Raw genomic sequence first — 14,204 nt, 5'->3', positions numbered from 1 at the left:
GAATGCCATCCGGCATTCCTGTTTTGTATTTATGAAGGTTGTTAATCCAGCAGGGAGAGCAGTTCTTCTCTGGTAAATCCTGCTCTGGACATCTCTTTGCCATCCAGCATTCTGCCAGCCAGATCGGCTTTATCCTCCTGGAGTTTAAGGATGCGCTCCTCAATGGTATCTTTCAAGATCAGGCGGTATACAGAGACGATATTCTTCTGACCGATGCGGTGGGCACGGTCGCTGGCCTGGTTCTGGACTGCTGTGTTCCACCATGGATCGTAGTGGATGACAATATCGGCTGCGGTCAGGTTCAGGCCGGTGCCGCCTGCTTTGAGCGAGATGGCAAAGACCGGTACATCATCCTTCTGGAAGGCATCTACCATTTCAGCACGCTCTTTGGCATTGGTAGCACCGGTGAGCAGATGGTAGGCAATGTTTTCTTCCTTTAGGCGCTTTGTCAGAATTGCCAGCATGGATGTGAACTGGGAGAACAGCAGAACTTTATGGCCGGCTTCGGCGGCATTCTTGATCAGATCCAGGCATAGCTCTTCCTTGGCGGAACCGCCGGTGTAGTTGTCATAGAGAAGGGCAGGATCACAGCAGATTTCCCGCAGATGAGTCAGCTCTGACAGGATCTCGATATGCTGGTGGCGGAACTGTTCATCCGTCGTATTCTTCAGGGCATAGCGTATCTGCTGTACACGGGCATCATAGAGCTGCTTCTGCTCGGTATCGGCATTGGCATAATACACTTCTTCCATCTTGTCCGGCAGGTCCTTGAGCACATCTTTCTTCAGACGGCGCAGGACAAACGGGCGGATCATCTTCTGCAGCATGACTTCGGCATACGTATCCTTGTCCCGGATGATTGGAAGCTCGAAGGTGGAGCGGAACCGGTGATAGGAGAAGAAGAATCCCGGCATGATGAAGTCAAAGATGGACCAGAGCTCGCTGAGCCTGTTTTCAATCGGCGTGCCTGTCAAAGCGATGCGGAACTTTGCATTGATATCCTTGACGGCCTTGGATGCCATTGTGCCGGCATTCTTGATGTATTGTGCTTCATCGATGATTTCTACCGTAAAAGTTTTATCCTGATAGAATTCCATATCCTTTTTCAGCAGGTTGTAGGATGTGATCAGGATATCGGCTTGATCTGCCTGTTTCATGGCATCTTCGCGTTCTGCGGCAGCACCGATGATGGTGACGGCTTTGAGGTCCGGAGCGAACTTCTGTACTTCCTGATACCAGTTGTATACAAGGGAGGCAGGGCAGACAACCAGGGTCTTGCCAAAGCCTTTGTTCGCATCAAGAAAGGAGAGTACCTGCAAGGTTTTGCCAAGGCCCATTTCATCGGCAAGCAGGGCACCAAAGCCATTGTGGTACAGGGCGCTGAGCCAGCGGAATCCTTCCTTCTGGTAATCACGCATGATGCTTTCCAGCCTTTTCGGCGGCTCGTAGTCATCGATGTCGGTGCTTTTGATGTTGGCGATCAGACTGCGGAATTTGGCGTCCCGGTCAATTTCGAGACTTGTTTCCCGGCTTTCTTCTTCCAGGTACATTGCTCTGTACTTGCCAACCTCAACGCTGCCACTTTCAATTTCACTCTTTTTCAGCTGCAGGGAATTGGCAAGATTGGCAAATTCATCAAACTGGCCGCCATCATCCAGGTCAATGAATTCTCCGCTTTTAAGCCGGAAGAATTTCTTCTTGCGGTCATAATGGGACAGGATCTCAGCGATCTCTTCTGGTTTCATGGTAGCCGAGCCAATGTTCAGCTGCAGCAGATCATCGCTGTCATTGACCGAAACGCCGACGGTGATCTTGCCGACCTTTCTGATTGTCAGCTTCTTCAAAGTGTCTGATACAAATACTTTTGCCTTTTCCTGCATGGCATGGATGCCTTCCTGCAGCAGTTCATACAGTTTTTCTTCATCATTGGCAAGCGTCATCTGCTTGTGAATGGGATCATAGGCATTGAACCACTGAGAGACAAACGCATCCATCTGCTTTTCATCCGCAATGGACCGTCTGCCCTGGGCCTGAATGCCGGCGAATACGTTGTATCGATTGCTGGGATAGATGGCATACAGCTCGGCTGTGATGACATCTTTGTCCGGGGCATCCAGATAGATTTCAAAGTCAGGCTTGTCCGGGAGATATTTTGCGGGATCAAAGCCATTTGCGGTAAAGGCAGTATGGCTTTCCAGCAGCGGATAGAGGTCTCTGGCAAAGGCAGGCAGATCACTGGAAGAGATGTACTGGGCATTTTTGCCGGCGGCCTGCATGTAGTCCAGCAGTGCAACAAGTTTTTCTGAGGTGCGCTGGGAGACGTAGTAGACTGGCTTGGTGCCGTCGAAGATATAGAGCTGCTGGCTGCCTTTGAACATACGCAGAGAGCTGGATGACAGCAGCCATCCGCCGTCTGTCTGTTTCATGGACGCATGCAGGTCGGGCAGTCCTTCCTTTTTATGATAGATGATGTCACCGGCATAGCCGTATTCTTCTGCATGCATGACATGCAGGTCGAGCTGTTGTGCAGCTTCCATGAAGGCATCAAGATATCTGCCCCGCAGGCACAGGGATCTGCCGATTTCATAGTCATTGCCATAATAGCCGGGAAAGGCAGATATGCTGCGGAACGTGTCTTCTTTGTTTACCAGGGAACGTAAAAAGACAACGAGACGGCGGCATGTCCTGTGGAAAGCAGACAGGTCATGGATGAATTCGAGTTCACGGCCATAGCGGTGGTAGCCGTGTGTGTTGATGAGATTGATGAAGGCTGTGATGTTGGGCAGAACATACATTTTGTTTTCACTGCGGCCGATGCGGAATTCACAATGCAGTGCTTCGGGATCCCGCTGGTCTGCAGAGACATACGGCACCAGCATGACATTGGTGGCAGAGCGCAGGTCAACCGGCGCCTGTTCAATTCTTTCCAGCAGATGCACAATGGTTTCATCACTGCCTCTTTCTTTGTCAGGCGCTTCTTCTTCCTTTGCGCTTTCTTTCAGATACTGCAGCAGAACCGCAGCAATATGGGGGCATTCAGAGCCAAGGGTGCATGTGCAGTCGGTATCAAAGATGAAGCCAAGGGTTTCATTGATGCAGACATAGACATGATAGCTGCGTCTGCCCACGGTGACATCGGCTTCAATATCGACCAGACCGGATGTCTGATCGCGGGATACAGTCAGATCTTTGACAGCACCTTGTTCACAAAGTGTTTCTGCCTGATGAAAGACTGGTTCACTGCATGTCCGTTTGATGTTTTCCAATGTGAGCATATGCCCTGGCCCCCTTATCCTTCCTGCTATTTTAGCATGGAACAAGCGTGAGGAAAGGCTTCCGTTTCAGGTGGAATCGTGGGATGATAGGATGTTCACATGGTTTTCAGAGCATATGCAGACGAAAAGCCGGAAGTCGTGATAAACTATGCTGGTATCAAAGGATAGAATCACAGACCTCGGGGGAGCAGGGATATCAGATGAATAAGAAGAAAGTGATTTGGATCAGTGCATTGTCTGCCGTTGGCGTTCTGGCGGCTGCGTATGGCATTGGCTGCGGGTTCTACAGCAGCCACCTGATGCCGCATACCAGTATTAACGGGACAGCCGTTGGCAATGATAGTGCTTCTAAAGCGGCCAGTGCCCTTGCCAGCAGTCAGGGCAAGGTGATTACGCTGGCAGAACGTGATGACAAGACAGAGACGATCTCGCTGGATGATATTGCATACCAGGCGGATGTGTCTGACGATGATGTGAAAAAGGTGATTGCCAGCCAGAGTGCCTGGAAGTGGCCTGCCTATTTGTTTAAGACAAGTGAGGAGACTGTGGATCTGGATGTCAGTTATGATGAGACAAAGCTGGAAGAGGCTTTGAGTGCGTTGAGCTGCATTTCCGGATCTGATGTCGTAGCGCCGGTCAATGCCCATGTGGAACGGGGAACCAATGGGTATGAGATCGTGGCAGAGACAGAAGGCAATACGCTGGATAAAGACAAGACACTTGCGGCGATCAAGACAGCATTGTCACAGGGTGAAAGTGAAGTGGATCTGGAGGCAGAGGGCTGCTATGAAGAGCCCACGATCAAGTCGGATGATGAAGCTTTGTCCAAGGAACTCGCACTGCTGAAGTCAATTGAGAATGAAGTGATTACGATTGATCTGTCCGGGGCAACGGAGACGTTGTCTGGTGATGCATTGGTGGATCTTTTGAATATCAATATTGATGATGCAACCATTACGGCCAATGATGAAAAGATGACTGCCTATGTGGATTCCCTGGCAGAAAAGTACAATACGATTTATACACAGCGTACCTTTACTGCGCATGATGGCTCAGCGGTGACCGTGGGCGGAGGCTCAACGGATACCTATGGCTGGATGATGAATGAGGATTCTACCAAGGATGCCATTGCGGCTGCGGCAGTTTCGGGTCAGTCTCAGACAGTCAGTGCGTTCTGGGATGTGACAGCGTATGGCGGCCGCAACGGTACCAATGGTGATATTGGCAATACGTATATTGAAGTATCCATCTCTGCCCAGCATCTGTGGTATTACAAGAATGGATCACTGGTGCTGGAGGCAGATGTGATTACCGGCAAGCCGGAACATGGCCAGGATACACCGACCGGTGTGTTCCGGATCTGGAAGAAGGAACAGAATGCCACTCTGAAAGGCACAGCCTGGGATGGTTCGAAATGGAGTTCTCCGGTTGCGTACTGGATGCCGATTACCTGGACAGGTGTTGGTCTGCATGATGCAACATGGCAGTCTGCCTTTGGCGGTACACTGTATTATACGAGAGGATCTCATGGCTGTATCAACCTGTCTTACAGTGTTGCCCAGTCCATCTTCAATACGGTGGATGTCAATACACCGGTTGTGATCTATTGATGAAAGTTCAGAGGTCAGAGCGTCGTGCCTGGCTTCTTTTTTTCAGGAAAGCGGCAGGAAGGATGGGATGAACGTAGTCAGATTGTCATAGACGCGCTGGAAGTCAGAGCGTCTTTCCAGCTTTTCTTCTACTTTTCTGGCATTGACCGGCTGATCCGTGATGATGCCGTCAATGTCAGATTTCAGGAATTTTTCAATCTGCTTTGTGCTGTTGACACTCCATACATAGATCTTTTTGCCCTTTGCCTGGATGGCATAGATGGCCGGGGAGGTGGCAGCTTCGCTTGCGACAATGAAGCAGTCACAGTTGAGATCCGGCGTATCGCCAATGGCCATGTTATAGATATAGCCTGTTTCCAATTGCGGGTATGTTGTTTCCATGTAGTCAACCAGGCTGTATTTCAAAGAAATGAACGTGCAGCTGTCTGTCATGTTTTTCTCCTGGGCAAGTCTGGCAAGATCATCTGCCATCTGTTTGTCGGCGGTATAGCCCTTGAGTTCCACAAACAAGTGCATATTCCAGGCCTTTGCCGAATCAAGAAACTGATCAATTGTTGAAACGGTGACGCTTGGCTGTCCCTGCCGGAGCGGGAGGATGTTGATCTGGGTCTGGATTTCTTCCAGGGTCATATCCCATACATAGCGTTTGTCATTGGCAGTACGCCAGAACGTATTGTCGTGGGTGACGACATAATAGCCGTCTTTGGTGCGCTGCACATCAATTTCGCCTGCTGTGATGCCCTGTTCGTGGGCGCGTTCAAGATCATACAGGGTGTTTTCAGCACCAAGGGCGCCGCCTGCCCGGTGGGCGATGATCAGGGCATCTGATTTGGCTGGGAACCATTCATCAAAATAGCCTGCTGCAACAAAGCCAAAGGCAAGTGAAAAGGCCAGTGATGCCAGCAGAAAACGGCGGATAAATCTGCCTCCTGGCTTTCTGACGGGTATTTCTGTTTCTTTCTGCATCCAGTGCCAGATGCTGGTCAGTTCCAGAAGCAGGGCGCTGCTTGCAAGCATGCGGATGATGGTGCAGACAAGCAGACAGAACATGGTTGCAGTGCCAAGCAGTACTCTTTCTTGTACAGTATGCTGTGTCAGAAATGTATTCAGCAGATGGGATGGTATGCGGATGGTCAGGATGCCGGCAAGCCAGATGGAAAGGAAGATCGTGATGATCGCACTGGCTGTTTCCGTGATGCATTCCTTCTGATGTGTTTTGAACATTCTCCATGAGGTGCGCACGGCCTTCCACGGCTTTTGCTTGTGCAGGATGGCTGCGTGCAGGGTATAGATGCTTAAAAAGCTCAGGATGAAAATGGTTCCTTCGACGCTGCCATAGAGCAGGTAGAAGAGAGGCGTGCGTTTGTATCCGGCAAGGATCCATTCTGGCCAGCGCAGTGATGAGGTCCATGTGGTTGTGGTGCCAAGGCCTGCCAGCGGGATGATGATGCCAATCCAGAACATGATGAGAATGCCGGCGGGTGTCAGAAAATGGGGCAGTGTCTTCAAGCCTTCCTTTGCGCATTGGAAAAAGGATGGTTTCCGGTTTCCGCTGAGTACCTGCTGGCAGTAGAGGATGCGGGCATTGATTTCCGTGCATGCACACAGCATTAACAGCAGCATTGCACTGATCAGGATGGTCCAGCCCTGCCAGCTGGTGAAGATCCAGCCAAGATTGCCTGAGGTCAAAGAGACAAGACCGCCGGCATCCAGCAGGAACTGTACGATCCAGCCATAGAAGACAATCACCAGGGCCAGAAAGACAGTCAGGCAGATATGGAACAGCAGAAGTCTGGGCAGTGCATCTCTGCTTTTAATCAGGTGCAGCAGGATTTTCACAGGTTCTTTACGTTTGTTCATGTTTCTTCATTGTACATTCGTTTTGCCTTTTGTGAGATCGTGATATCATCAAAGCCATGGAAACAGTAAGAATGATGGCAGGATGGCTGCTGGTGATCAATGTGGTATCCTTTGCTTTGTTTGGTATTGATAAGCATAAGGCAGTTGTGCATGCCTGGCGGATTCCTGAACGTGTGCTGATGGCAAGTGCTGCCATGGGCGGCGCTGCCGGTGCACTGGCTGGCATGTATGTGTTTCACCATAAGACAAAACATACAAAGTTTACAGTCGGGGTTCCGGCTCTGCTTGTGCTGTGGATCATTCTGTTATTTCAGATAAGAGGGTAAGGATGAATATCTTTGAAATTATCGGACCGGTGATGGTGGGACCATCAAGTTCCCATACGGCCGGTGCTGCCCGGATTGGTCTTGTATCAAGAAGACTGCTGGGGGAAAAAGTTGTGGATGCAGTGATTCTTCTGCATGGCTCGTTTGCCGCAACAGGTGTCGGCCATGGTACGGACCGTGCTTTGATTGCGGGTCTTCTGGGTATGGCATGTGATGATGCGCGCATTCCGGATGCGTTTGAAGAAGCGCGCAAAGCAGGAATGAAGGTGACGCTTGGCACCGTGGATCTGGGTGAGGAAGCCCATCCTAACAGTGTGCGTCTGTTCTTGAAGGGTGAATATGGCAAGAAGCTGGAGATCGTGGCTGCTTCCATTGGCGGCGGTCAGATCCAGATCCGTGAGATTGACGGTCTGAAGACAGTGTTCTCGGGTGATTATCCGACATTGATCGTGGAGAATGATGACCGGCCGGGTGAAGTGTCTGCGATAACGGGCATGCTGTATGAGCATCATATCAATATTGCCACGGTCCAGCTGGACCGTGACAGCCGGGGCGGCCATGCAGTGACCGTGATTGAGTGTGATCAGGAAGTGCCGTCTGCTGCTCTGGAACAATTGCGGAATCATCCGGGCATTCTGAAGATCACATATCTGCCTGTGAAGGAGGAAACATGTACAGTTCATTAGAGAGAATTCTGGAAGAGTCCGGCAAGAGCGGCCAGCCGTTCTGGAAGGTTGTGCAGGCAGAGGACTGCCATGAGGAAAATATTTCGGAAGAAGCTTCATTTGCCAGAATGGCAGGTATGTATGCCTCGATGAAGGCATCCGCGGCCGGCTATGAAAATGGCATGTCATCGGCCTCCGGCCTGGTTGGCAAAGAGGCTGGCATTCTGCATCGGCGCATTGAAAAGAAGAAAATGCTGGCGGGTGATTTTGTGTCCTCGGTGATGGAGAAGGCATTGAAGGTAGCGGCCTGCAATGCCTGTATGCGCCGTATTGTGGCAGCACCGACCGCAGGCAGCTGTGGTGTACTGCCGGCAGTGTTGATTTCCTATCAGGAAAAAACAAATTGTTCTGACGATAAGATGGTAGAAGGCCTGTATGTGGCAGCAGGGATCGGCGGTGTGATTGGCCAGCGTGCTTCTCTGTCTGGTGCCCAGGGCGGCTGTCAGGCGGAGATTGGCTCTGCCAGTGCCATGGCAGCCGGTGCTCTTGCCTATCTTGATGGCGGCGGCAACATGGAGATTGTCAATGCCTGTGCACTGGCACTGAAGGGATTATTAGGATTGGCCTGTGATCCGGTGGCAGGCCTTGTGGAAGTGCCGTGCGTGAAGCGGAATGTGATTGGGGCTGTCAATGCCGTGACAAGCTGTGATATGGCCAGGGCCGGCATTGTGTCAAAGATTCCGGCAGATGAAGTGATTGATGCTATGCATACGATTGGTGCAAAGATGCCTGTGGAAATACGGGAAACAGGAATTGGCGGTCTTGCCGGCACAAAGACGGGTCAGAAGATTGCCCAGGCAATGAAGGATAACCGTCCGCAGGGGCTGTGATTTATCACAGCTTTTTTATATGAAAAAGGCACCGGAGTTGACCGGTGCCAGTCAGAAGCGGCGTATCAGATCCATGAAGGGAACTACGATGCAGTGGGGAATGACCTTTGCTACAATGCGCTGGGCAGTTGTGACAATGCCCGGCGTACATACCCACAGGTTTGCCTTGGATGCGGCAAGTGACAGGCGGACAACGCTTTTGGAGACAGATGCCAGCGGGGTGTGGCGGAAACTGTTTCCGGTTGTTCTGGCTTTGGGGATGAATTCGGTATCTTTGACCCAATACGGGCAGACACATGTGACTTTGATATGTCTTGGCAGCAGTTCATGGTGGAGTGCTTTGGTATAGCTCATTAAGAATGCCTTGGATGCGGCATAAACGTTGAAGCCGGGCATTGGCTGGAAGGCCGCAATGGACGCAATCTCCAGAATTCGGGCACCTTTGTGCATGTACGGAAGGCAAAGGCGCGTGACGGCAGCGGCTGCCCGGCAGTTCAGATCGATCATACGGTTTGTTTCTGCAACGCTGAGCTCTTCAGTTTTACCAATGGAGCCAAGGCCTGCTGCGGCAACAAGTACGGTAATATCCGGCTTTTCAGCCTGCAGTTTCTCTGCCAGAATATCGAAGCTGTGTGGATCGCACAGATCCAAAGGAATGGCAATAACGGGCTTGCTTGTGAACTTCTGCAGTTCAAGAAGACGTTCTTTGCGTCTGGCAATGACCCAGAATTGTGCAATGGCAGGATCATCAGCCAGCTGGCGGACAAACTCTTTGCCAAGGCCGCTGGAAGCACCTGTAATCAATGCTGTTTTCATGGCAATACCTCACTTTTTGCGGAAACGGGATTCGATGGATGTGACATACCACGCAGTGCCGATGCTGTAGATGACAACAGCAAGTACGACGCATACAATGCCAACGGTCCTTGATGGGAACAGATACAGAATCATGCCGTCGGCGGCAATGGCAAGACCGGTGATCATCCAGAGTTTACCAACAGCTTTGTTGTAGGTGCTGACATCCTTGACAGGAAACGGGGCATGGAGACTGCCAAAGCCCCATGGCTTTCTGGATCTGGAAATGGATTCAAAGACACCGATCAGGACACCGGCAGCACCGGTGATCAGAACGATGATGGCTGCATATGTATAGTTTCTCATGGGAAATCCTGCTTTCTTTTGTCATAACCTTATCACAAACAAAACCTGGCTGCGATATAATCGACTCCATGAAACAAAGTGTAAAAGGCGCATTGTTAACAGCAGGCGGCGGTGTCTGCTGGGGATTGAGCGGCTCTATGGGCCAGTATCTGTTCACGAAGCAGGGGATGGATGCCCACTGGCTTGTGCCGATCCGGTTGTTTCTTGCCGGTGTGATTCTGTTTATGTACTGCCGGATCAGAATGGGAAAGTATGTATATTCGCCATGGAAGACAAAGCGGGATGCCAGAGATCTGCTGGTCTATGGCCTGCTTGGCATTTCATTGTGTCAGTATCTGTATTTCCGCACCATTCAGTTATCAACGGCTGGTGCTGCCACCATTCTGCAGGATCTTTCACCGGTCATGATCCTGATCGTGGAATGCATTCACCGGCATGAAAAGCCCGGAATATTCGATGTGTTCTCTATTATTCTGGCTCTGGTTGGCGTGACGTTAATCACAACGCACGGCCGCATGGAACTGGGCATTCCTGCGGGTGCACTGCTGTGCGGTGTTCTGTGTGCAGGCTGTGTTACCGTCTATAACTGCTATCCAAGACATCTCTTGGCTCACTTTCCGGTGGTTGTCCTGCAGGCATGGTCATTCCTGATGGGCGGCCTGCTGTTTGCCTTTGTCTTTAAGATCTGGCAGTACAATTATGTCCCTAATGTGATGGGCATCATTGGCATTGCCTTCGTCGTTGTCGTTGGCAATGTGCTGGCCTTTACGATGTATATGCAGGGCGTCAAAGAAATCGGACCGGAAAAAGGCATTCTGTATGGCTTTGCGGAGCCTGTCACCGCAGCGATTGTGACCGGCATCATGGGTACACCATTTACAGTGGGAGACTTCATCGGCTTTGTATGTGTCTTTGCCATGCTGGTAATGATCTCACTGTCCAAGCAGAAACAGCAGGCTTGAAAGCATTTTCTCAGTCAGACATGAAATACATTGTCAAAGGATCACGAATGAAGGAGGATCCTCTTCTTTATGGTAACTGCTCAGCTCTGATAGTTCTGGCGGTTGCTTTTTTGCATTCTTATTTCAACCTGTTTCATACGGTATCATGAGCCTGCTTCATTCTGCCTTGTAAAGATTCTGGTATGAAGCTGACTGGATGCCAAAATAAAACTCTCCCGAAGGAGAGCCCTCACACCATGTGAGATCGCTATGCGCGATAATTTCGCTAAAAGCTTATTTGGACCTACTATGTATTTCTGTGTAAGACAATTACATATATAATAACTATCAGAAGAGTTGTCAATAACAAAGGGGAGATTATGAAACATAACGGCAATAATTTTTCTGCAGGCGATTGGTATCTGGGCCTGGATGTTGGTACAGAGTCTGCTGGGTGGGCAGCAACGGATCCAACATATCATTTGTTGAAATACCATGGTAAGGAAATGTGGGGTGCACGTTTGTTTGCAGAAGCTGAGGCCCGTCTTTAGAGCATAGCACCATGAATCTTTAGGAGTCCTTATTAGTCAAATCATTCATTCAGCCCTATTTCATGGGATTTTTTTGATGCGTGAAAATTTGACAAATTTATTTTTTAACTATTCTATATATGGTGTTATGGTGCTATAATATAAGAGGGTGCTTTATGGCCTACTTTCTTAAGAAATCTAACCTGAAAAAAGGTGTCTATCTGCAGATCTACGAGTCTTTCTACAACCCGGAAAGGAGACAGACCTGCCATCGTTCTTACAAGGCTTTGGGCTATGTAAATGATTTGAAGACTGATGAAATTCCGGATCCTGTCACTCACTACAAACAAGTTGTTGAAGAGATGAATCAGGAACGCAAGAAAGAGAAAGTCAAACGCATCTCTACTTCTTCTCCGATGCGCTCTTTAGGCTACTTTCCCCTGCATGCAATTCTCGAAAAGCTGCAGGTGAAAAGATTTATCGATCTGTATCAGCTTACTAATGACTTTCAGTTCAAGATTACGGATGTTCTCTTTTCGTTGATCTATGCGCGTGCTATCAATCCATGCAGTAAATTACGCACTTTCCACGAGGTGCTGCCATTCCTGTTTCAGGAATATGATTACTCCTATAATCAGATGCTCAAAGGAATAGAGTTTCTTGGAAGTAATTATGAAAAAATTGTTGAATTATTTACTGCTCAGGTTTCCGAAAAGTACAGTCTTTCCACTTCGACAACATATTTTGACTGCACAAACTTCTATTTTGAAATTGACCGTGAAGACGATTTCAGAAGAAAAGGGCCAAGTAAGGAAAACAGGAAAGATCCTATCATTGGGCTTGGCCTTCTGCTGGATGCCAACCAGATTCCGATTGGGATGAGAATGTATCCAGGGAACGAATCCGAGAAACCAGTTCTCAGGGATATTATTGCCTCTATGAAAAACAGACAAGGCATTAAAGGGAAAACCATACAGGTAGCTGACAAGGGACTCAACTGCTCTGAAAATATCATTAACGCGGTAAGCAATGGTGATGGCTATCTCTTTTCTAAATCTGTAAAGACACTTCCTGAAAAGGAAAAAGTATGGGTTCTTCTGGAAAACGGATATCAGAATGTTACGAACCCAGATGGAAGCCTTAAATACAAATGGAAGGCATGTGTCGACAAATTCCCATATACCTATACAGACAAAGACGGCAAAAAGCATACAGTCAATTTAAAAGAAAAACGGGTTGTAACATACAATCCGCAGCTGGCTAAAAAGAAGAAATTTGAAATCATGAAAATGGTTGATAAAGCCACCAGATTATCTCAGTCTATGGCCAAGAAAAATGAATATGGTGAATCTTCAAAATACGTCACATTCAAGTCAACCAGTAAAGGCGAAAAGACAGATGACAAGGTGGTTACAGAGATAAATGAAGCGCAAATCGAGAAAGACCTTAAGCTGGCAGGTTATAACCTGCTGGTAACTTCAGAAGTTAATATGGCTCCCAAAGACATCTACAGCACCTATCACAATCTCTGGCGTATTGAAGAATCCTTCCGGATCATGAAATCCGACCTGGATGCACGCCCTGTATTCTTGCAGAAAGAGGACACAATCAAAGGACATTTTCTGGTCTGTTATCTGACAGTTCTTCTGGGCAGGATCCTTCAATTTAAGATTTTGGAAAATAAATACTCTTCATCAGAAATATTCAATTTCATGAAGGAATTCAATGTAGTAGAAGCAGATGGAAAATACATCAATCTGGCAACCAACAGTCCCTTTATAAAGGAGTTTGCAGAGATGACAAAGCTGCCTCTGGATCACTATATATTGAACTCCAGAAAAATAGAAAAAGTGCTGAACTTCCGATTTTGATATCGGAGGTTTAGCACCATTTTTTAACGTTAACTTCTAAAGTCAGGTTACATATATAATAACTATCAGAAGAGTTGTCAATAACAAAGGGGAGATTATGAAACATAACGGCAATAATTTTTCTGCAGGCGATTGGTATCTGGGCCTGGATGTTGGTACAGAGTCTGCTGGGTGGGCAGCAACGGATCCAACATATCATTTGTTGAAATACCATGGTAAGGAAATGTGGGGTGCACGTTTGTTTGCAGAAGCTGAGGATGCTTCTGGCCGCAGAACTGCACGTACAAATAGAAGGAGGCTTGCCAGACGCAAGTGGAGACTGCAACTTCTGGAAGAACTGTTTGCCCCGGAAATCCTGAAGATTGATCCAGGTTTCTTTATCCGTCTTCATGATTCAAATCTTTATCCGGAAGATAAGCATGATAAAGCATGCAAGTATTCTCTTTTCTGTGATAAAGATTATACAGATAAGGATTATCTTAGAGAGTATCCAAATATTTACTACCTGCGCAGTGAATTGATTCACAGCTCTGAGCCGCATGATGCAAGACTGGTATTCCTTGCACTTCATCATATTATGAAGAGCAGAGGACATTTTCTCTATGAGTTTTCAGATTCTGATACTGGGGTGAGCTTATCAGATGCACTTCAGCAGTTCAAAAATACGCTTGCTGATTTTGGTGTTTCTTTTTCTGCTGCTGATCAGCAGTCATTCTTGAATGCTCTGCAGGAAAAGACCGGCATCTCTCAAAAAGCAAAGAATCTTCAGAAAGCATATGGGAAGATTGAAAGCTCTGAAGAACCTTCTGGTGTTTCTGTTGCGGTGCTTCTTGAGCTACTTGCCGGGAAGAAAGTAAATCTGTGCAAACTTTTCAATGATGAAAAATTAAAAGAGGCAGAGCTAGCTGTTGTTGCCAAATCATAATGACTGGAAAATGCTAATTAAAATGTCTCATTATTGCTTGATATAATGTCTCTGCAGTTAGAAAGGAAAAACCGCAGAGACTATTTGATTTTCGACCCAAGTATCTCCACGGCTGGCATAAAACCATGCTTATTATAGCAGGTGCAGAAT

Annotated in this window: 12 protein-coding genes; 8 read left to right on the top strand and 4 right to left on the bottom strand. The window is 48.2% G+C overall.

Going from position 1 to position 14,204, the window contains the following annotated elements:
- Window positions 1-41 precede the first annotated feature (41 nt).
- Window positions 42-3,275, bottom strand: a complete 3,234-nt coding sequence (locus tag DHU66_RS07900; protein ID WP_108775339.1) for a DEAD/DEAH box helicase — start codon at window positions 3,273-3,275, stop codon at window positions 42-44.
- Between the two features lie 200 nt (window positions 3,276-3,475).
- Here DHU66_RS07900 and DHU66_RS07895 point away from each other — a divergent pair, with 200 nt between their 5' ends.
- Window positions 3,476-4,885: a L,D-transpeptidase family protein gene (locus DHU66_RS07895; RefSeq protein ID WP_167836326.1), complete on the top strand. Its 1,410-nt coding sequence runs from the start codon at window positions 3,476-3,478 to the stop codon at window positions 4,883-4,885.
- A gap of 42 nt (window positions 4,886-4,927) precedes the next feature.
- On the opposite strand, the gene DHU66_RS07890 is transcribed toward DHU66_RS07895, so the two are convergent.
- Complete coding sequence (locus DHU66_RS07890; protein ID WP_108775335.1) at window positions 4,928-6,745, bottom strand: glycerophosphoryl diester phosphodiesterase membrane domain-containing protein; 1,818 nt, start codon at window positions 6,743-6,745, stop codon at window positions 4,928-4,930.
- Between the two features lie 56 nt (window positions 6,746-6,801).
- On the opposite strand from DHU66_RS07890, the gene DHU66_RS07885 reads away from it, so the two are divergent.
- Genes DHU66_RS07885 through sdaAA form a run of 3 tightly spaced genes read left to right on the top strand, consistent with a single transcriptional unit; the run spans window position 6,802 to window position 8,626 of the window.
- Window positions 6,802-7,071: a DUF1294 domain-containing protein gene (locus tag DHU66_RS07885; protein ID WP_209451784.1), complete on the top strand. Its 270-nt coding sequence runs from the start codon at window positions 6,802-6,804 to the stop codon at window positions 7,069-7,071.
- Window positions 7,072-7,073: 2 nt separating this feature from the next.
- On the top strand, window positions 7,074-7,757 hold the full coding sequence (gene sdaAB, locus DHU66_RS07880) for an L-serine ammonia-lyase, iron-sulfur-dependent subunit beta (protein WP_108775333.1): 684 nt from the start codon (window positions 7,074-7,076) through the stop codon (window positions 7,755-7,757).
- Window positions 7,742-8,626 carry an L-serine ammonia-lyase, iron-sulfur-dependent, subunit alpha gene (gene sdaAA, locus DHU66_RS07875; RefSeq protein ID WP_108775331.1) on the top strand — a complete coding sequence of 295 codons (885 nt, stop codon included), beginning with the start codon at window positions 7,742-7,744 and terminating at the stop codon, window positions 8,624-8,626. The genes sdaAB and sdaAA overlap by 16 nt, the downstream gene beginning before the upstream one ends.
- A 51-nt stretch (window positions 8,627-8,677) precedes the next feature.
- Here the strand turns inward: sdaAA and DHU66_RS07870 are convergent, their stop codons facing one another.
- Both DHU66_RS07870 and DHU66_RS12050 read right to left on the bottom strand, forming a co-directional pair.
- Window positions 8,678-9,442, bottom strand: a complete 765-nt coding sequence (locus tag DHU66_RS07870) for an SDR family NAD(P)-dependent oxidoreductase (protein ID WP_108775329.1) — start codon at window positions 9,440-9,442, stop codon at window positions 8,678-8,680.
- Between the two features lie 9 nt (window positions 9,443-9,451).
- Complete coding sequence (locus tag DHU66_RS12050; RefSeq protein ID WP_135358335.1) at window positions 9,452-9,787, bottom strand: hypothetical protein; 336 nt, start codon at window positions 9,785-9,787, stop codon at window positions 9,452-9,454.
- Between the two features lie 68 nt (window positions 9,788-9,855).
- Between DHU66_RS12050 and DHU66_RS07865 the strand changes: the two genes are divergently transcribed.
- The 4 genes from DHU66_RS07865 (at window position 9,856) to cas9 (ending at window position 14,054) form a co-directional block, all read left to right on the top strand.
- Window positions 9,856-10,749 (top strand): DMT family transporter, encoded by an 894-nt coding sequence (locus tag DHU66_RS07865; protein ID WP_167836325.1) that lies wholly within the window; start codon window positions 9,856-9,858, stop codon window positions 10,747-10,749.
- A 359-nt stretch (window positions 10,750-11,108) separates the two neighbouring features.
- Window positions 11,109-11,279: a hypothetical protein gene (locus DHU66_RS12215; RefSeq protein WP_167836324.1), complete on the top strand. Its 171-nt coding sequence runs from the start codon at window positions 11,109-11,111 to the stop codon at window positions 11,277-11,279.
- Between the two features lie 155 nt (window positions 11,280-11,434).
- The gene (locus DHU66_RS07860) at window positions 11,435-13,129 is read left to right on the top strand and encodes an IS1634 family transposase (RefSeq protein ID WP_108774719.1); all 1,695 of its coding nucleotides are present in this window, start codon (window positions 11,435-11,437) and stop codon (window positions 13,127-13,129) included.
- 97 nt (window positions 13,130-13,226) lie between these two features.
- Window positions 13,227-14,054, top strand: a complete 828-nt coding sequence (gene cas9, locus DHU66_RS07855; protein WP_108775325.1) for a type II CRISPR RNA-guided endonuclease Cas9 — start codon at window positions 13,227-13,229, stop codon at window positions 14,052-14,054.
- Window positions 14,055-14,204 lie beyond the last annotated feature (150 nt).

Source organism: Lactimicrobium massiliense (assembly GCF_900343155.1).
Classification (GTDB): domain Bacteria; phylum Bacillota_I; class Bacilli_A; order Erysipelotrichales; family Erysipelotrichaceae; genus Bulleidia; species Bulleidia massiliensis.
This window is presented reverse-complemented; position numbering and strand designations above follow the sequence as displayed.

Bases quoted from the DNA above. Each gene is read 5' to 3' on its own strand.
- DHU66_RS07900 (WP_108775339.1), bottom strand. From the start codon at position 3,275: ATGCTCACATTGGAAAACATCAAACGGACATGCAGTGAACCAGTCTTT.
- DHU66_RS07895 (WP_167836326.1), top strand. From the start codon at position 3,476: ATGAATAAGAAGAAAGTGATTTGGATCAGTGCATTGTCTGCCGTTGGC.
- DHU66_RS07890 (WP_108775335.1), bottom strand. From the start codon at position 6,745: ATGAACAAACGTAAAGAACCTGTGAAAATCCTGCTGCACCTGATTAAA.
- DHU66_RS07885 (WP_209451784.1), top strand. From the start codon at position 6,802: ATGGAAACAGTAAGAATGATGGCAGGATGGCTGCTGGTGATCAATGTG.
- sdaAB (WP_108775333.1), top strand. From the start codon at position 7,074: ATGAATATCTTTGAAATTATCGGACCGGTGATGGTGGGACCATCAAGT.
- sdaAA (WP_108775331.1), top strand. From the start codon at position 7,742: ATGTACAGTTCATTAGAGAGAATTCTGGAAGAGTCCGGCAAGAGCGGC.
- DHU66_RS07870 (WP_108775329.1), bottom strand. From the start codon at position 9,442: ATGAAAACAGCATTGATTACAGGTGCTTCCAGCGGCCTTGGCAAAGAG.
- DHU66_RS12050 (WP_135358335.1), bottom strand. From the start codon at position 9,787: ATGAGAAACTATACATATGCAGCCATCATCGTTCTGATCACCGGTGCT.
- DHU66_RS07865 (WP_167836325.1), top strand. From the start codon at position 9,856: ATGAAACAAAGTGTAAAAGGCGCATTGTTAACAGCAGGCGGCGGTGTC.
- DHU66_RS12215 (WP_167836324.1), top strand. From the start codon at position 11,109: ATGAAACATAACGGCAATAATTTTTCTGCAGGCGATTGGTATCTGGGC.
- DHU66_RS07860 (WP_108774719.1), top strand. From the start codon at position 11,435: ATGGCCTACTTTCTTAAGAAATCTAACCTGAAAAAAGGTGTCTATCTG.
- cas9 (WP_108775325.1), top strand. From the start codon at position 13,227: ATGAAACATAACGGCAATAATTTTTCTGCAGGCGATTGGTATCTGGGC.